The organism is Brevundimonas sp. NPDC058933, assembly GCF_049315965.1.
GTDB lineage: Bacteria > Pseudomonadota > Alphaproteobacteria > Caulobacterales > Caulobacteraceae > Brevundimonas.
On record NZ_JBMOSL010000001.1, the window covers coordinates 890,746 to 907,943 of the forward strand.

Sequence of the window (17,198 nt, forward strand, 5' to 3'; positions counted from 1 at the left end):
CCGGCAGTCACGACGGTTGACGACGCGGCGTCCAGCGCAGCAGGCGCATGGCGTTGGCGGTGACCAGGACCGTGGCTCCGGTGTCAGCGAGGATGGCGGGCCACAGGCCCGTCACCCCGATCACGGTGGTGACCAGGAACACCGCCTTCAAGCCCAAGGCGATGGTGATGTTCTGCCGGATATTGCCCATCACTCCGCGGGACAAGGCGATCATGTCGGGAATGTCCCTGACCCGGCCGTGCAGGACGGCGGCGTCCGCCGTCTCCAGGGCCACGTCGGTGCCGCCGCCCATGGCGATGCCGACATCCGCCTGGGCCAGGGCCGGGGCGTCGTTGATGCCGTCCCCAACCTTGGCGACCACCAGACCCTCGGCCTGAAGCGCCTTGACGATCACCAGCTTGTCCTGCGGCAGCAGCTCGGCCCGGGGCTCGAGGCCCAGCGCGGCTGCGACCGCCTCCGCCGTGCGGCGGTTGTCGCCCGTCAGCATGACGGTGCGGATGCCCCGCCCCTTGAGGTCAGCCAGCCCCTGAACCGCGTCGGGCCGCGCCTCGTCGCGCATGGCGAGGAAGCCGGCGACGCCCTCCTCGACGACAAGGACGGAAACCGTCTTGCCCTCGGCGTTCAGAGCGGCGATGGTCGCGTCCTGCGCCGGCGTGATCGGCGCGCGTCGGGCCGCGGCCAGCGGCGAGCCGAGGAAGATGCGTTCGCCGCCGACCTCGCCTTCTACGCCCTCCCCCGCAATGGCCTGGGTGGCCGACGACGGTGGCGCCGTGATCTTATCCGCCTCGGCTCGGGCGAGGATGGCGAGGGCGAGCGGATGGCTCGATCCCGTTTCCAGCGCGGCCGCCAGCGTCAGCAGGAGGGAGGCGTCCCGCGTTCCGGCGACGACGTCGGTGACGACGGGCTTGCCGGCGGTCAGGGTCCCCGTCTTGTCGAAGGCGATCGCCGTGATCTTGCCCAGCGTTTCCAGCACGGCCCCGCCCTTCATGAGCAGGCCGCGCCGGGCGCCCGCCGACAGGCCGGCGGCGATGGCGGCCGGGGTGGAGATGACGAGGGCGCAGGGGCAGCCGATCAGCAGCACGGCGAGACCCTTGTAGATCCATTCGCTCCACGTCCCGCCGAACAGCAGCGGCGGCGTGACCGCGACGAGGGCGGCGAACACGAGCACGCCCGGCGTGTAGATTTTCGAGAAGCGGTCGATGAAGCGTTCGGTCGGCGATTTCGATTCCTGCGCCTCCTCGACGAGACGCACCACCCGGGCGATGGTGTTGTCCGAGGCCGAGGCCGTCACGCGCACCCGCAGGACGCTGCCGCCGTTAATCGTGCCGGCGAACACAGGATCGCCCACGACCTTGCGCCTGGGCACGCTCTCGCCCGTCACCGGGGCCTCGTCGAGGTCTCCCGCGCCCTCGATGATCTCGCCGTCCGCCGGAACGCGGTCTCCGGGCCGGACCAGGATGATCGCGCCCACCGCCACGGTCTCGGCGGCGACCTCCGTGGTCACCCCGTCCGCCTCGACGAAGGCGGTCTTGGGCACGAGGGCGGCGAGCCCCTGGATGCTCTTGCGCGCGCGTCCGGCCGCCACCCCTTCGAGCATCTCGCCGACCAGGAACAACAGGACGACGGCGGCGGCCTCTTCCGCGGCCCCGATGAAGACGGCGCCGACGGCGGCGATGGTCATCAGCATTTCGATGGAGAAGGGCGTGCCGTGGCGCGCCGCCGAAAAGGCGCGCGACGCGATCGGAATCAGCCCCACGGCCAGGGCGGCGAGGAAGGCGTATCGTTCGAGGGAGGGGAACAGCGTGCCCAGTCCATAGGCGGACAACAGCGCCAGGCCGCAGAGCGCGGTGAGGCGGGCCTTGCCGGTCCACCACCACGGGGCGCCCCCGGCCCGGGCGGCCGCCGGAGGTGGGCCCGCCGCCGCAGCGACGGCTCCGGACGTCGGCGCGGCCGCTTCTCCGATGTAGCCGAGGTTGCGCAGTTGCTGCAGGACCGCCTCGTCGGCGAGGTCTCCGCCATGCCGGATCTTGAGCACGCCGGTCTGCACCGCCACCGAGACGTCCTCGACGCCCGGCAGCCTGCGGATCGCCGTGTCGATCTTGCGGCCGCAGCTGGCGCAATCCATGCCGGTGACCCGGTATCGGCTTTCGAGGGGTTGCGCCGTCATGTCTGTTCCTTGTGATCTCTATAGGGCAAGGCTACCTCCTCCAGCGACTGTAGGTGCAAGCTAAAAAATGAGCCCGCCGTTCCCTTGGAGTGGAGAGCGCCGTCCGACGAACCCTGGAGGCGGGCCCAGCCCCTCGATGACCTCGCCTTGTCCGCACGACCGTGAGACCGCGCCGCCAACGGCCGCACAGGTGGAACGCGCCCTGGACGCTGCCGCCGCCAGCGTCGCCGCCACCGGGGATAAGCTGACGCGCCCCCGGCGCAGGGTGCTGGAGCTCCTGCTCGTCGCGGGCGCTCCGGCTAAGGCCTATGATCTCGTGGCGACGTATCACCAGGATGCTCGCGTCGCGAAGCCGGCTACGGTCTATCGGGCGCTGCAGTTCCTCGAAACTCACGGTCTGATCCATCGTCTTTCCAGCCTCAAGGCCTATGTGGCCTGCGATCCCGAACGCCTCGGTTCGCCTGCGGTTTTTCTTCTGTGCGACTGTTGCGGCTTCTGTCGCCAGATCCCTTCGTCCGGCATGGCGTCGCTGGGCGCGGCCGCGACAGCGGCGGGCTACGAGATCGAACGGATCACGCTCGAAGGCCAGGGTCTGTGTCCGGCCTGCCGCCCGCAGCGCCCCGGCGCGGCCCGGGATCTGGCCCCCCAGACAGAGCCGGAGGCGGCCGCGGGGGTCCGGGCCCACAAGCACTGAGCCGCGCCCCTGATCAAGCCCGGGGCGGGTCGATGGCGGCCTGCCCCGGGCGCCCGGGCGCGGCGACGCCGGGGCCGCCCAATTCCACGGCCCGTTCCGTGGCGGCGGCCGACCTTCGGGTCGACCCCGGTCGTCGGGACGGACTAAGCCAGGTCTGGACCGGTCGGTCGAAGCCGTAGCGAAACACGGCGGCGGCCACGAACGCCCCGACCAAGCCGATGGCCCACAGGACCCAGCGAACGTCGGACGACCAGGCCTCCTGTCCCAAGGCGTCGAGCAAGCCGAACCAGACGATGCGGCTCACCTCATTGGTGAGGAACATCGAGAAAGACATAAGGGCCAAATGCTCGATCATCCGTGAAGGACTGCGCACCGGCACGGCGCCGGCGGCCCAGATGATCACGGTCATCAGGCCCAGCGACAGCAGGCTGAAGGCGCCGAAGGCCTGCAGCCCCACGAGCGCGAAGGCGGCGGCGAGGCCGATCGCCCTGGCCCGGTGTGGCGCGACACAGACCCGCGAACCGTAGAAGGCCGCCGCGACCCCGAGCAGGAAGAGCGGCAGGGCGCGCAGGATGCCGTAGCGCATCGGCAGGCGGTAGATCGGATCGCCGAGCCACAGCGAAGCGGCGATATCGGCGGCGACGACGAGGAGCGTCGCGCCGATCACCACTGCGACCGGCGGCCAGCGCCACAGAGCGCGGCAGATCCAGGGCAGCAGGAGATAGCAGCCGATCAGGGCCGAGAGGGTCCAGGTCGGGGCGTTCCACCCCTGCCCGCCCGGCACGCCATAGGCCTGGACCAGTAGCACCTGCGCGGGCAGTTGCGACCAGTCGAACCAGCGCGGATTGCTGGGCGCGATCCCGGCCAGGGCGGCGCCGCCGACGAGCAGCACCAGAACGAGGCTGACCGCCAGGTGGGCCGGAATGACCCGCAGCAGGCGCTGGCGCGCATAGGCGCGCAGCGAGGCCTGTCCGGACGCGAGGCGATCACCGTAGATGCGGGCCAGGACATAGCCGGAGTCGATGATGAAGAAGTCGGTGAGCAGATAGCCGCGCTCGAAGACTGGATGCAGTTGTCCGAGAGGCACAGGCGCGGCCTCGCGGAAATGGTAGAGGATGATCAGCGCCCCTACGATAAAACGCAGCGCGTCCAGCCAGCCGCCGCGCGCGATCCGGATGGGGCGAGGCGACGGCTCGGTCAGCGCGGCTTCGGGCATTCAGTCAGCCTTCCGTGGCGCAGACCCGGCGGCGGCGCTGCGGTGCTCATGTGGACGCAGGACGATCTGGTCTCGCGAAGCGTAGAGAACGGCCGTTCCCAAAACCCAAACGACGACCAAGCCTCCGACGACCATCAGTCCTGGCCTATCGCGGGGTCCAAACACAAACGAGCAGCCGATCACGCCGCCCAGAATGGCCCCGTACCCAAAATGCAGCGGCACCTTGTGTGCGCCCAGCAGCAGAAGGGCCATGCAGAAGACCAGGCCTCCTGCGAACAGGCTGACCCCGATGGCGACGAGCGTATCGAGCACGGGCCGTGGCTTCAGCGGGCGCGCCTGGAGCCGCCGCCTACCTCGTTGGCGATAGCGGCCTTCCCGCCAACGAATGCTCCGGCCGCGCACGGTGAAGCGTTTGCCGGCCATGCGTCAGGGCCTTGCGTTGGGCGCGGGCGTGTCCTCATGGCGCGCAAGAAGGATTCTCATCCGGACAATTTCGGATTCCTGGGCCGCGATGATCTCATCGGCCAGACTGCGCACGTCGCGGGCTTCGCCATGCTCGACGGCGACCTGGGCCATTGCGAGCGCACCCTCGTGGTGGGCGATCATTCCGCGCAGGAAGTCGATGTCGGCGTCGCCCGTGTAGTTGATGCTCATGGCCTGGTGCATCTTCGCGCTGGCCTCGCGATAGGCGCGAGTCGATGGGCTGTCCGTGGTCTCGCCAGCGTGGCTTGCCTCGGTGTCGCTCGGGCGAGAGTCAGCCGCCGACGGCGCCGCAGGGACCTCGCGGGTTTGCCGCGAGATCATCCCGAAGGCGAAGGCCGACAGGGCGAGAAAGACGGCGATGACGGAAATCCATCCGAAACGCTTCATGACGATGTCCTCGAGAGAGCCGGCGGGGCCACGGGGGCGGCCGGGATTGCACTGGGAAGGATGGGCGCCGTTCGGTCGTGGTAGCCGAGCAGGCGCAGAGCGTTGAACACCACCAGCAGGGTCGACCCCTCGTGGAGCGCCACGGCAGGGCCGATGCCAAGGCCGAGGATCGTCGCCGGCACAAGGAAGGCGACGATTCCGAGACTGACGTAGAGATTCTGGAGAATGATGCGCCGCGTCTGTCGGCTGAGACCGACGGTGAAGGGCAGCTGCGACAGGTCGTCCGACATCAGGGCGACGTCGGCGGTCTCAAGCGCAACATCGGAGCCAGCCGCGCCCATCGCGATACCGACGGTCGCCGTGGCCATGGCCGGGGCGTCGTTCACCCCGTCGCCGACCATGGCGATCTTGCCGTCAGCGCGAAGGCGTTTGATGGCGTCAACCTTGTCCTCGGGCATGAGGTCGCCCCAAGCCTCTGTCAGGCCGACCTGTCCGGCGATCGCCTGTGCGGCCTTCTGGTGATCGCCCGAGATCATGATCATTCGCCCGATGCCGAGGGCGCGAAGAGCGGTCAGCGTCGGCCGCGCCGCTGGGCGAGGCGTATCAAGAAGCCCAATGACACCGAGATCGCGCGTGCCGCGTCGCACCACCATCAGGGTTCGACCCTGCAGTCGCAATTGAGCGACGACAGAGGTTGTTTCGTCGCCGAGCGGCGCTACGCCATCGACGCCGAACATCTCCGGCTTCCCTATCCAGATCGTCTCGCCGTGCAGCTGGGCGGTCACGCCCTTGCCCGTCAGGCTCTTGAGGTCGATCGCGGCCGGGATGATCGTATCGCGCAAGCGTGCGCCACCGTCGCGCGCGATGGCCTCCGCCAACGGGTGGTCGCTGAGCCGTTCGACCGCCACAGCGACCGCCAGAAGATCGCCCTCCTTCGTCCCGCGCACCGTCATGACGTCGGTGATCCGCGGCCGTCCCTCGGTCAGGGTGCCGGTCTTGTCGAAGGCGATGGCGTTGAGCGAGCCGAGGTTCTCCAACGGCGCGCCGCCCTTGATCAGGACACCGGCGCGCGCCGCACGGGCGACGCCCGATAGGACGGCGCTCGGGGTGGCGATGGCGAGCGCGCAAGGACTCGCGGCGACCAGCACGGCCATGGCGCGATAGAAGCTGTCGCGGAACGGCTCATCGACGACGACCCAGGCGAACAGCAGGACAAAGGCGAGCGCCAGCACCACAGGCACGAAGATGCGTTCGAACCTGTCCGTGAAGCGCTGGGTCGGCGACTTCTGCGTCTCGGCCTCACTCACCATCCGAACCACCTTGGCCAGGGTGGTGTCGCTCGATGTGCGGGTCGTCTCAATCTCGATGGCGCCTGAGCCATTGATGGTGCCCGCGAAGACGAGAGACGGCGATCCGACCTGGGCCGGTCTCGCCCGCGCCGCCTCGGGATCCGCGACGGGCTGCTTGTCGACAGGCATGCTTTCGCCGGTCACGGGGGCTTGGTTGATGCTTGTGGTGCCGACCACGACAAAGCCATCAGCGGGCAGTCGTTCGTTTGGACGCACCACCACGGTGTCGCCGACGACCAGATCTTCGACAGGCAATTCGACGACCTGTCCGTCGCGTCGCACATGGGCTGTCCGGGGGGCAAGCTCGGCCAGGGCCTCGATCGCGCGTTTGGCGCGGCCCATGGCGTAGTGTTCGAGCGCGTGGCCGATGCTGAACAGAAACAGCAGGAGAGCGCCTTCGGCCCAGGCCCCGAGCGCCGCCGCACCTGCGGCTGCGACGAGCATCAAGGTATCGATCTCGAAGCGCTTCTGGCGGAGGTTCTCGAACGCTTCTCGCACCGTAAAAAAGCCGCCGAAGATGTAGGCGATCAGGAAGAGGGCGAGGGGAATCCAAGCGGGAAGGCCCGTTGCGAGTTTCTCGAGGGCGAATCCAAGGCCCAGAGCAAGGCCACTTGTCAGGGCGAAGATCAGCTCCGTATTGGAGCCTAGAACGCCACCGTGATCGTGCTCCTCGGACTCGGTGTGGGGATGGTCCGGCAGTGTTGTGCTGGTCATAAATAGGGTCCCGTTGCGGGTTGGGAATCGCGGCTGCTTGCGGCGACCGCCGCGATCGAGGGGGCGGGATAGCGACACGGGCGAAGGCGCGCCGGGCCAGCGGGTTCCAGCGCGATCCGCTCGCAGGTGGTCATCCCGGTTCTCCCGACCTCAGGGCACGGGCACGACGGCATTAAAGCCCCCGAGCCGCTGGAGCTGCTCAATCGCTTCGAAAAGCGGAAGCGCTAGGAGAAAGACGAAGCCGTCGCGCACCGTGCGGACGAAGAATACCGGCCGGATCATGATTTCCGCCTCGTCGCGCCATAGGGAGAGCTTGGGCAGGAACCGAGGGGTGCGCTCACGGTAAGCTTGGTAGTCGTGTCCAAAGGCGTCGGAGAGGAAGCGTTCTTCGCGGCCGACCACGATGCGAAACACCACCCAGCAGGCTAATCCGAAGACCAAACCGACGCTAAGGCTGCCGGACTGGGCGCCGATGCCAAACGCGCCGATGAAGCTGAAGACGTACAGCGGATTGCGGCTGACCGAATACGGTCCTGCGGATATGATCTCCTGTTTCTTCCGGCCACCGATGTAAAGGGAACACCAAGCCCGACCGATGATGCAAACCATGATGGCGATCAGGCCCAGATGCTCGACAGGATGTTCGAGCAAGGGCCAGGATGTGACGAGCGCCGCGCAGACGACAAGAAGCAGGCCCCCGACGAGAATGCCCGCCTTGCGCCATCGTTGAACGGATTGGATATCGACCGCTGATCGACAGGCGTCATCAGGAAGTGATGAGCCGGACGAAGCAGGGCTTGCGGGTTTGGAGACGCTCGAGACGTCGTCGGAGGGATCGAGCGGCATCATTGCGCCTCCCCCTCATCCGGACGATCCTTAGCCGCATCGCGCAGGATGTCCACGCCGCCCTTCAACGCGATGGCGGCCACGAGGACGCCGACGACGAGGTCCGGCCACGCCTGGCCGAGCCAGAGCACCAACGCCCCGGCGACGAGGATGCCTCCGTTGGAGGCGAAGTCGTTGAAGCTGAACGTCTCAGCAGCCTTCATGTTGACGTCGGCGCTGTGCTGGCGGCGGATCAACTGCAGGCAGATCAGGTTGATGATCGCCGCAACGACCGCGAGCCCCATCATGGTCGGGCCGATCGGTTCGGTCCCGATGAGGAACCGACGACCCGCGTCGAGAAGGACGCCAGCGCCGAAGATGAGGAGCATGACGCCCGAAAGGCGCGCCGCCCCCCGCTTCCACGAAACGGGCCGACCGATCGCGAGAAAGCTGATCAGATAGACAGCAGCGTCCGAGGCGTTGTCCACCGCGTTGGCCAGCAAAGCGCTGGAATCGGCGGACAGGCCGCCGATCCCAAGAGCTAATGCCAGGCCCGCGTTGAGCGCGAGAACCGTCAGCAACGTGCGTCGCTGCTGACGGTCATCCTGAGTGCGAGCAATCAATCCTCCACCCCCTCGTCCTTGCGGTGACGCACCGCCTTGGCCGCGAAGGTCGGCAGGACCAGCAAGGTCAGGGCTGTCGCGGTCAGGAGGCCGCCGATGACGACAGTCGCCAGAGGCTTCTGCACCTCGGCCCCCGCGCCGTGGGCGAGGGCCATCGGGATGAAGCCGACGATGGCGACCAAGGCTGTCGTCAACACCGCACGCAATCGGCTGGACGCCCCTTCGATCGCCGCGTCCCGGGGCGCGAGCCCCGCCTGCAATCGCTCGCGAATGGCCTGCATCAGAACAAGTCCATTCAGGGTCGCCACACCCGAGACGGCGATGAAGCCAACGGCCGCAGACACCGAGAACGGCATCCCTCGCAGGAGAAGCGCCAAGGCTCCACCGATCAGGGCCAAGGGCACGCAGGCGAAGACCAGCCCAGCCTCGGAGAACGACCCCAGGGCCATGAACAGCAGCACCCCGATCAAAACGAAGACGATCGGAATAACCAGGCCCAGGCGTTGTTCGGCGCGTTTGAGGTTCTCAAACTGACCGCCCCAGGTCAGGCGGACGCCTGGCGGGAGCTGGATCTGATCGACCTTCGCTTGCGCGTCGGTGACGAAGCCGCCCAGATCCCGGCCGCGGACGTTGGCCTGGACCACCATCCGTCGGCTGCCGTCGTTGCGGCTGATCTGGTTCGGCCCCTCGGCGCTCTGGATGCGAGCCACCGAGGACAGAGGCACGGTCACGCCCGTCGCAGAGACGATGGGCAGGGCCGCGAGCGCCGCCGGATCGTTGCGTGCATCGTCCGGTAGGCGGACGACGACGTCGAAGCGACGATCGCCCTCGAAGATCCGGCCGGCCTCCGCGCCGCCGATGGCGGCCGAGACCGCTTCGGAGACGTCGGCTGCGGACAGGCCGTAGCTGGCCGCCGCGAACCGATCGACGCTGACCGTCAGGGTGGGCAAGCCGGACGCCTGTTCGACGCGAACGTCGGCGGAGCCCGTGGTCTGGCGCAGCGCGCCGGCCACCTGATCCGCGACCCGCTGCATGGTGTCGAAGTCGTCGCCATAGACCATGACCGCGAGGTCGGTCCGCACGCCTGAGATCAGTTCGTTGAAGCGAAGTTCGATGGGTTGGCTAAACTCGAAGTTGTTGCCGATCTGCTGATTGGCCAGATCTTCGAAGCGCTCGAGAAGGGCTTCCTTCTCGAGACCGGAATCAGGCCAGTCCTTGCGGTCTTTCAGAACGATGACGCTGTCCGAAATGTTGGGCGGCATCGGGTCGACGGCCGCCTCGGCGGTGCCGGTCCTGGAGAACATGGTCTCGACTTCCGGCTGGGCGGTGATGACCCGTTCCAACGCCATCTGCATGGCGAGGGACTGTTCCAGCGACGCCGAGGGAACCCGCAGCGCCTGCATGGCGATGTCGCCTTCGTCCAGGGTGGGGATGAACTCCCTCCCCAGGGACGAGAAAGCCAGACCACCGACAACGACCGCGCCGAGCGCCGAGATCAAAACGATCTTCGGACGATCGACGGCGGCGCGGATGGCCGGCTGGATCCAACGCCGCGCGTGGCGGAGCAGGAAGGTTTCGTGTTCGTGGGCCTGGCCGTGTTCGTCGGTCTCGACCTTCTTGGGATCCCGCACCAGCAAGGCCGTCATCGCCGGCACGAAGGTGAAGGAGAAGATGAAGGCGCCGACGAGCGCCAGCATGACCGTCGCGCCCATGGGGACGAACGTCTTGCCCTCGACGCCCTCAAGCATCAGCAGGGGAGTGAAGACGAGCAGGATAATCAGCTGACCGAAGGCGGCCGGCTTGACCATCTTGCGAGCTGCGGCCACGGCGACATCAAGGCGTTCCCGACGGGTCAGGGCCCGTCCCAGATCGATCCGCCGTTGCGATAGCATCAGGAGGGTGCTTTCCACGACGATGACCGCGCCATCGACCAGAAGGCCGAAGTCCAGCGCGCCCAGGCTCATCAGGTTTCCACTGATGCCGAACCGGTTCATGCCGATGACGGCGAACAGGAAGCTGATCGGGATCATCAGCGCTGTGATGCTGGCCGCACGAATGTTGCCGAGCAGCAGGAACAGAACGACGATGACCAAAAGCGCGCCCTCGGTGAGGTTGCGCGCCACCGTCGAAATTGTCGAGTTGACCAGGGCGCTACGGTCGAGAACCGTTACCGCCTCGATCCCCGCGGGCAGCGTCTTGCGAACTTCCTCAAGACGCTCCCCGGCCGCCTGGGCCACGGTGCGGCTGTTGCCGCCCGCGATCATCAGCGCCGTACCGAGCACGGCCTCGTGGCCGTCACGGCTGGCGCCGCCCAGGCGCGGAGCCTGGCCGATCTCGACCGTGGCGACATCGGCGACCCGCACGATCAGGCCGTTCCGGTTGACGACCGGCGCCTGAGCCAGGTCCTCCACGGTTGAGGCCAGGGCGTCGGTGCGGACCGTCAGAGCTTCGCCAGCGCGTTGGATATAGCCCGCGCCGGCCTGGGTGTTGGCGCGATCAAGAGCCTGGATAAGGTCGCCCATGCCCAGGCCGTAGGCGGAAAGGCGCGCCGCGTCCGGACGGACCGCATACTCCTTCACATAGCCGCCGACGGTGTCGACGCCCGCGAGACCGGGGGCGGTCCGCATTTGCGGCGCGACGATCCAGTCCTGTACGGTACGCAGATAGGTGGCGCGCTGCTGCGGGGTCGAGAGCAGATCGCCTTCGGGCGTCAGATAGGCTCCGCCGGCCTGCCAGCCCGGCTCGCCAGGCTTGGCGAGGTTCTGACTGTTGAACGGCTTGTAGTCGATCGTCCACATCAGCACTTCACCGAGGCCCGTGGTGATCGGGGCCATGGTCGGCTCCACCCCGTCAGGCATGGCCTCCCGGGCGCCCGCGAGCCGTTCGGCGACCTGCTGGCGCGCGAAATAGATGTCGGTCTGGTCGGTAAAGATGACCGTGACCTGGCTGAAGCCGTTTCGGCTGAGGGATCGGGTCGTGGTCAGGCCGGGAATGCCGGCCATGGCGGTTTCAATCGGGTAGGTGACCTGTCGTTCGATCTGTTCAGGCGCGAGCGCCGGAGCGACCGTGGTCACCTGGACCTGGCGATTGGTGATATCCGGCACGGCGTCGATGGGAAGCCGTGTCAGCTCGAGGAGTCCGTAGGCCGCGACAAGCGCCGTGGCGAGAACCACGAACCATCGGAATTTGACCGAGAGTTCGATGATGAATTTGAACATTCGGTGCGCCCCTAGTGACCGTGCTCGGCCTCGCCCTTGGCGAGCTCGGCTTTGAGGAGGAAGGCGTTCGTGCCGGCGACCCGTTCAGCCCCGGTGAGGCCACGCAGGATTTCAGTCCGCCCCCCGGCCTGACGACCGGCGAGCACCGGACGGGCCTGGAAGCCGTTCGGGACCTGAACGAAGACGACGGTGTTGCCGTCGACGGTCTGGACGGACTCGGTCGGCACGGTGAGACCGCCCGTCGTCTCGCCCGTCACGATCGCCCCCGTGACGGCGGAACCGGCCGGCGGGAGGACAGAGCCCGTCGGCCGGGCCCGAATGACCGTGGCGCCGCTTTCGCCGCCCGCGCCTGCGGCCACGCCGGTGACGATGGCGTCGAAGTCGCCGCTGGGGCTGCTGACCCGCAGAGGCGCCCCGGCCCTTACATTGGCGGCCAAAGCAGGCGGCGCGTTGAAGACGAGCTCAACCCTGGCCGGGTTGGTGACCTCGGCGACAACGCCGCCAGGGGCGACGAAGCCGCCCGGTCCGACCTGGACGCTGGTCACGACTCCGGTGATGGGGCTGGTGACGCTGAGGCGGCCCGAAGCGTTGGGCGAGCCCGCCGCGCTGGACCGCGCGCGAGCCGCGCGGGCGCCGGCTTCGGCGCTGAGCAGTTGCGCGCGGGACGCCTCGACCTCCTGTCGGGCGACAACGCCCTGGTCCGCCAGATTGCGGTTGCGTTGATAAGCCTGGCGCGCCACTTCAGTTTCGGCGGCCGCCGCGTCTGCGTCCGCGCGGAACGTCGCCGCTTCACCGCTGACGACGCTCGCCAGGGGCTGACCGATCCGGACCGACTGGCCCGGAGCTACGAGAACCCGCTCGACCCGCCCGCCGACGGACGCCGCCACAGCGGCGCGCGCGTCGACCATGGGCTCGACCCGCCCGGAGAGCCGGGTTTCGGCGCCCCCTCCCCGACCGACGCCGACCACGATCAGGTTGGCGGCCTGGGCCTGGGCCGCGCTCAGAGCGACGAAGCCTTCCGGCGCTTCGGCCTCGCCTTCGTGGCCGGCTTCGCCCTCGGCATGGGCGCCCTCTTCTTCAGCGTGACCCGCCTCACCCTCGGCGGCGGCTGGAGCGGCGTCCGGCCCGCGCGTGAGCAGGAACAGCCCGCCTCCGCCAAGCAGAACGACGGCGGCGGCGCCGCCGATCAGCAACGTCTTGTTGGATGTGCGCTTGCGCATCATTGGGCTCCTTGGAAGGGGGCGCGGCCGTCCTGGCGCGCAAGTTCAATCTCGGCCTGGACGCGTGCAAGGCGCGCATCGACGGCCGAAGTTCGGGCAGAGATCAGGGCTGCACGGGTGACCCGCAGCTCGAGTTGGGAGATGCGCCCCGCTTCGGATCCGATCCGCGACAGACGGTAGGCCTCCTCGGCAGACGCCACCCCTGCATCGGCGGCGGAGACCCGGCTCACAGAGGCCGCGAGGCGCGCCCGCGCCGCGGCGCGATCGGCCTGGGCCTCCTGGCGGGCGCCCAGGAGCCGCGCATCCGCAGCCCGGAAGTCGGCCTGCGCCGCGTCGATGTTCCCGCGGTTGCGGTCGAACAGGGGCAGCGGCATGCTGACGCCGAAAGTCAGCGCCGTCGCGTCCTCCATCTCGTAGCGACGGACACCGACGCTGGCGTTGATGTCAGGACGCGAGCGGATCCGCTCGACGTCGATCCGGCGTTCGGCGGCCGCGCGCTGAGCCTCGGCGACGCGAACGGCCGGCGCCTCCGCCGGGGGAGCGAAGGTCGCGGCAGGTGCGAGGTCCAGCAGGCTGGTGTCGATCGTCGTGACCGGAGCCGCCAACATGGCGACTGCGGTCAGCCGCGCGAAGGCCGCGTCGCGCTCCGCGACGGCCTCATCGCGAGAGGCACGCGCCGCAGCCGCTTCGCTTTCCCCCTGGATGCCGCGCAGCAGCGGCTCACGGCCTTCCTCGACAAGAACAAGGGCGGCCCTCGCATCGGCGATGGTCAGGGTGAGGCTTTCCTCCGCGAGAGCAGCCCGCCTTTGGGCGGCTTCCGCATCGGCATAGACCTGAGCGAGCCTTCCGGCGGCGTCGATGATGGCGAGATCCCGCTGCAGCGCCGCGGTTCCGGCTTCCGCGCGGGCGACATTGACCCGCGCGGTCCGACGTCCCCACAGCTCGAGGTCCTGGCTGATCGACAAGGTGGTTTCGGCATTGGCGTAGCCCGAGAAGGGCCCCGTGCCGAAAGCGTTCTCGGCGTCGAGAGCGATCGTCGGATTAGGCCTCGCACGGGCCTGGCGGACACGTGCTTCGGCGGCGTCCGACAGGGCGCCGGCTTCAAGGGTGGCCGGGGTTTGACCCAGCTGGGCGAGCAGCTCGGCGAAGGACGGCGCGGGGTCAGCCCAAGCGGGACTGGCCAGCACGGCCGCGAATGCGGCCAACGCGCAGCCGACCGCGAAACGCGGCGGCCTGCGATATGAGGGAGGCATGATTCATCTTCCAGAAATTTGACACGAGTTCGCGCGCACGGCGGCGCAGACGTCCGGTCAGACTCTGGGAGGGCGCTTCAGGCCGTCGGGAGAGATCGACGACGGAAAATCACTCGAGGGGAAGGCGTGAACAGGCCGCGCGTGGATCTGCATCGCGATGTGGTCGGCGACATCCGCACGGGCAGTTCCGTTGTGGTGGCAGTGGCCGTGGGTGCAGACTCCGTGCCCAGCGCCAAGGTCGACCTGGTCGCCATCGCCCGCATCTTCAACGACCATGGCGTGAGCCGATGCCGTCTCCGGGACGCAGGTCGCGGCGTCAGCGATCGGGGCGACGAAAAACACGGCGGAGACCAGGGTCACCGCCAGTATCAGTCTTGCCCATGTCGCAATTGGCCACGCCATCGCTTGGTGGATACTTTCATTCGGGCGATCAAGCAATCTGTTACAGTGTTCGGGGGCTGCGACTGTTTCGAGTGACCACCAATCCGCGGTGAGGGAGAGGGAAAGTCGACATGCAAGGCCGAGAGTGGCGCATCGTCGGCCATCTCGACCTATTCAGCAACGTCGAGCGATCTTTAAGCGAGCGCACGCTGATCGCGTCCGATTCTTTCGCTGCGTCTGCAGGTGGATCGAGATTGCAGAATGCGCAATCTTCACCTGAGTAGCGCTGCCGCTATCAGGTCGGGCCATCGTGAACCGGTCAGCCAGACCGCTCCGCCGGTCGCCGCGACGCCAGGCTCTGGATAAGGTCGTTGCGCGCGCATAGCCAGAGCGAGCGGACGTTGGAGTCGCCTGCGCAGTGGCGGACCAGCAGTAAGCCGGCCAGGGCGTTGGCGAAGAAGCCCAGAGCGCCCAGTCCGGTGATGCCACGGGACGGCGCCCCGGAGGTGGCTCGCGAGATCGCGTAGCTGAGGAATAACAGCACCAACGCAACGAGGCTGGCGCCTTGGCCATTGGCCGCCCCGGACTGCACGGCGACCGAACGTCCGATCACGGCCAGGCTGATGCCGTAGGTGGCGCGTCGGCCAGGAAGTCGAGCACATTGGCGCCCAGGGGGCGCCGAGCCTTGCAGGGAGGCGCCGCTGGCTATGGCCATAAAGGCGGCGCCGTTGACGGCGATCACCGCCATCAGGATGCGCCGGTAGGCGGGGTGGCGCCGTCGAACCTGGAGGCCACGCCGCAACTGCAGCCGGGCGAGGAAGTGCACAGGACGAGAGGGGGTTCAGTCATCGGATTACCCTTTCGCGAGAAGCATGCATCTCCCATTGGCTAGACGATCATGCCGAGAATGCATGGCTTCCATGAAAGAAACGCCCGTCAGATAAAACCCGCTTGATCCTCTAGTAACTAGAGGGCCCAAAATCAGTTGAAATCCATTGGAGGCTTCATGATCACCATGCACCCGACCCGACGCGTTCCCCGCCGCCTGCAGACGATCGCCTTCGCGCTCGCGGCGGTGGTCGCCGTCGTGGATCAGGCCGCCAAGGCCGCAGCGCGCGCTCAGCTGGACGCTCCGATCGACCTCACGCCGTTTCTCGCGCTGCGTCTCGGGTTCAACCCCGGCGTCACCTTCGGCCTGTTCGCCGGCTCGGGCGACGTGGGACGATGGGCGCTGAGCGCCGTGGCCTTCGTGATCATCGGCGCCCTGCTCGCCTGGATCTGGCGCACGCGCAGCGCCCTAACGGCGACCGCCGCGGGCCTCATCGCCGGCGGAGCGATCGGCAACCTGCTCGACCGGCTGCGCTTCGGCGCGGTCACTGACTTCATCGACCTGCATTGGGGCGAGGCGCACTGGCCGACCTTCAACCTCGCCGATGCGGCCATTGTCTGCGGCGTCGCGCTGCTCCTCCTGACCGTCCGGGGCTCGGACAGCCGCGCGGCGTCCCCGACCCTGGGACGGGCGGCGCGATGAGGTTTTCCGCCGAACAGAAGGCGATCGCCGTCCGCTCGGCGCCGGCGATCGTCATCACGGTCGCAGCGTTGGCCTCGGCCTGGCTCTGGCTCCCGCCGCCGCTTCTGGGCGCGGCGCGGGACATGGCGACGGCCGATCGCCTGGCCTATGCCCTGAAGGCGGATCTCCCGGTCTTCCTCTGGCTCGCGGGGTGTTTGAGGGTGGTGGCCAGCCTCCGGTTCCGGTCCGATGCCGACCGGCCCGGCTCCGCCTACGCGGCGCCCAGCGCCAGGCTCGCGGTGCCCGCCGCCGTGCTGCAGAACTCGCTCGAACAGACGGTCCTGGCGGTCGGCGCCCACCTGGTCCTCGCCACCGTGCTGCGCGGCGAGGAGATGGTACTGCTGCCGGTGCTGGTGGCCCTCTATCTGGTCGGACGGGTGTTCTTCGCCCTGGGTTACGCGCGGGGCGCGGCGGCCCGCGCCTTCGGCATGGCGCTCACCGGCGCCTCCACGATCGCCGCCTTCGGCATCGCCCTCGCGCTGATGGGGCTGGGCCGATGACCCCTCCTCGCCCCGCCGACTTCTGCCTTTCACCCGCCGTTGCGAGCTGACGCGATGCCCCTCCCCTCTCCCGCCTCGTCCGGGTTGCGCCCCATCGGCAAGCTGGCCGCCGCCACGGGCGTCAAGGTTCCGACCATCCGCTTCTATGAAGAGATCGGCCTGCTCCCGGCGCCGCCGCGCACCGCCAGCGACCGGCGCATGTATGACGACGCGGCGGAGCGCCGCCTGTCATTCATCCGGCATGCCCGCCAGTTGGGCTTCGATCTGGATTCGATCCGCTCCTTGCTTGATCTGTCGGATCACCCCGATCGGCCCTGCGCCGAGGCCAGCACCCTGGCCGAACGTCATCTCGCCGATGTGAAACAGAAGATCGCCCGGCTCCGCGCCCTCCAGCGCGAACTCTCACGGATGACGACGGAATGCGCCGGGGGCCGGGTCTCCGCCTGCAAGGTGATCGAGGCGTTGCACGATCCGTCCGCGCCGCCTTGACCCTGTGGAAGATCGGAAGGCGCAAAGACCCCGGAGCCATTGGCCCACCGTGACGTTTTGAGGCGATTGACGGCTCCCGTCGCGGACCACCCGTCCTTCTGGAGGATTT

The 17,198-nt window shown here is 68.2% G+C and carries 16 protein-coding genes; 5 read left to right on the forward strand and 11 right to left on the reverse strand.

Annotation, left to right across the window (positions count from 1 at the left end; genetic code table 11):
* Nucleotides 1–7: 7 nt before the first annotated feature.
* Nucleotides 8–2,167 carry a heavy metal translocating P-type ATPase gene (locus ACOZBP_RS04365; protein WP_419756324.1) on the reverse strand — a complete coding sequence of 720 codons (2,160 nt, stop codon included), beginning with the start codon at nucleotides 2,165–2,167 and terminating at the stop codon, nucleotides 8–10.
* 190 nt (nucleotides 2,168–2,357) lie between these two features.
* On the opposite strand from ACOZBP_RS04365, the gene ACOZBP_RS04370 reads away from it, so the two are divergent.
* Complete coding sequence (locus ACOZBP_RS04370) at nucleotides 2,358–2,861, forward strand: Fur family transcriptional regulator (RefSeq protein WP_419756325.1); 504 nt, start codon at nucleotides 2,358–2,360, stop codon at nucleotides 2,859–2,861.
* A 13-nt stretch (nucleotides 2,862–2,874) separates the two neighbouring features.
* Here the strand turns inward: ACOZBP_RS04370 and ACOZBP_RS04375 are convergent, their stop codons facing one another.
* From ACOZBP_RS04375 to ACOZBP_RS04415, 9 genes are all read right to left on the reverse strand, one after another.
* A complete protein-coding gene (locus ACOZBP_RS04375; RefSeq protein WP_134581248.1) occupies nucleotides 2,875–4,077 on the reverse strand; it encodes an acyltransferase family protein in 1,203 nt (400 codons plus the stop codon).
* A complete protein-coding gene (locus ACOZBP_RS04380; protein WP_422675200.1) occupies nucleotides 4,078–4,389 on the reverse strand; it encodes a hypothetical protein in 312 nt (103 codons plus the stop codon).
* Nucleotides 4,390–4,503: 114 nt separating this feature from the next.
* Nucleotides 4,504–4,947 (reverse strand): CopM family metallochaperone, encoded by a 444-nt coding sequence (gene copM / locus ACOZBP_RS04385; RefSeq protein ID WP_419756327.1) that lies wholly within the window; start codon nucleotides 4,945–4,947, stop codon nucleotides 4,504–4,506.
* Nucleotides 4,944–7,010: a heavy metal translocating P-type ATPase gene (locus tag ACOZBP_RS04390; RefSeq protein ID WP_419756383.1), complete on the reverse strand. Its 2,067-nt coding sequence runs from the start codon at nucleotides 7,008–7,010 to the stop codon at nucleotides 4,944–4,946. The genes copM and ACOZBP_RS04390 overlap by 4 nt, the downstream gene beginning before the upstream one ends.
* A 150-nt stretch (nucleotides 7,011–7,160) precedes the next feature.
* Nucleotides 7,161–7,859 carry a methyltransferase family protein gene (locus ACOZBP_RS04395; RefSeq protein WP_419756328.1) on the reverse strand — a complete coding sequence of 233 codons (699 nt, stop codon included), beginning with the start codon at nucleotides 7,857–7,859 and terminating at the stop codon, nucleotides 7,161–7,163.
* Nucleotides 7,856–8,458, reverse strand: a complete 603-nt coding sequence (locus tag ACOZBP_RS04400; RefSeq protein ID WP_372695266.1) for a cation transporter — start codon at nucleotides 8,456–8,458, stop codon at nucleotides 7,856–7,858. Before ACOZBP_RS04400 ends, ACOZBP_RS04395 begins: the two co-directional genes overlap by 4 nt.
* A complete protein-coding gene (locus ACOZBP_RS04405) occupies nucleotides 8,455–11,676 on the reverse strand; it encodes an efflux RND transporter permease subunit (RefSeq protein WP_419756330.1) in 3,222 nt (1,073 codons plus the stop codon). The genes ACOZBP_RS04400 and ACOZBP_RS04405 overlap by 4 nt, the downstream gene beginning before the upstream one ends.
* An 11-nt stretch (nucleotides 11,677–11,687) precedes the next feature.
* The gene (locus ACOZBP_RS04410) at nucleotides 11,688–12,896 is read right to left on the reverse strand and encodes an efflux RND transporter periplasmic adaptor subunit (protein ID WP_040349349.1); all 1,209 of its coding nucleotides are present in this window, start codon (nucleotides 12,894–12,896) and stop codon (nucleotides 11,688–11,690) included.
* On the reverse strand, nucleotides 12,896–14,149 hold the full coding sequence (locus ACOZBP_RS04415; protein WP_040349348.1) for a TolC family protein: 1,254 nt from the start codon (nucleotides 14,147–14,149) through the stop codon (nucleotides 12,896–12,898). Before ACOZBP_RS04415 ends, ACOZBP_RS04410 begins: the two co-directional genes overlap by 1 nt.
* A 141-nt stretch (nucleotides 14,150–14,290) precedes the next feature.
* Between ACOZBP_RS04415 and ACOZBP_RS04420 the strand changes: the two genes are divergently transcribed.
* Complete coding sequence (locus ACOZBP_RS04420) at nucleotides 14,291–14,626, forward strand: hypothetical protein (protein ID WP_422675201.1); 336 nt, start codon at nucleotides 14,291–14,293, stop codon at nucleotides 14,624–14,626.
* Between the two features lie 223 nt (nucleotides 14,627–14,849).
* Here the strand turns inward: ACOZBP_RS04420 and ACOZBP_RS04425 are convergent, their stop codons facing one another.
* Nucleotides 14,850–15,332, reverse strand: coding sequence for a hypothetical protein (locus ACOZBP_RS04425; RefSeq protein ID WP_422675202.1), 483 nt, complete (start codon nucleotides 15,330–15,332; stop codon nucleotides 14,850–14,852).
* Nucleotides 15,333–15,536: 204 nt separating this feature from the next.
* Between ACOZBP_RS04425 and lspA the strand changes: the two genes are divergently transcribed.
* The 3 genes from lspA to ACOZBP_RS04440 all read left to right on the forward strand — a co-directional run bounded on the left by lspA (nucleotide 15,537) and on the right by ACOZBP_RS04440 (nucleotide 17,089).
* Nucleotides 15,537–16,061 carry a signal peptidase II gene (gene lspA / locus ACOZBP_RS04430; protein ID WP_372692911.1) on the forward strand — a complete coding sequence of 175 codons (525 nt, stop codon included), beginning with the start codon at nucleotides 15,537–15,539 and terminating at the stop codon, nucleotides 16,059–16,061.
* A complete protein-coding gene (locus ACOZBP_RS04435) occupies nucleotides 16,058–16,600 on the forward strand; it encodes an MAPEG family protein (RefSeq protein WP_372692910.1) in 543 nt (180 codons plus the stop codon). Before lspA ends, ACOZBP_RS04435 begins: the two co-directional genes overlap by 4 nt.
* An 84-nt stretch (nucleotides 16,601–16,684) precedes the next feature.
* On the forward strand, nucleotides 16,685–17,089 hold the full coding sequence (locus ACOZBP_RS04440) for a MerR family transcriptional regulator (RefSeq protein ID WP_372692915.1): 405 nt from the start codon (nucleotides 16,685–16,687) through the stop codon (nucleotides 17,087–17,089).
* Nucleotides 17,090–17,198 lie beyond the last annotated feature (109 nt).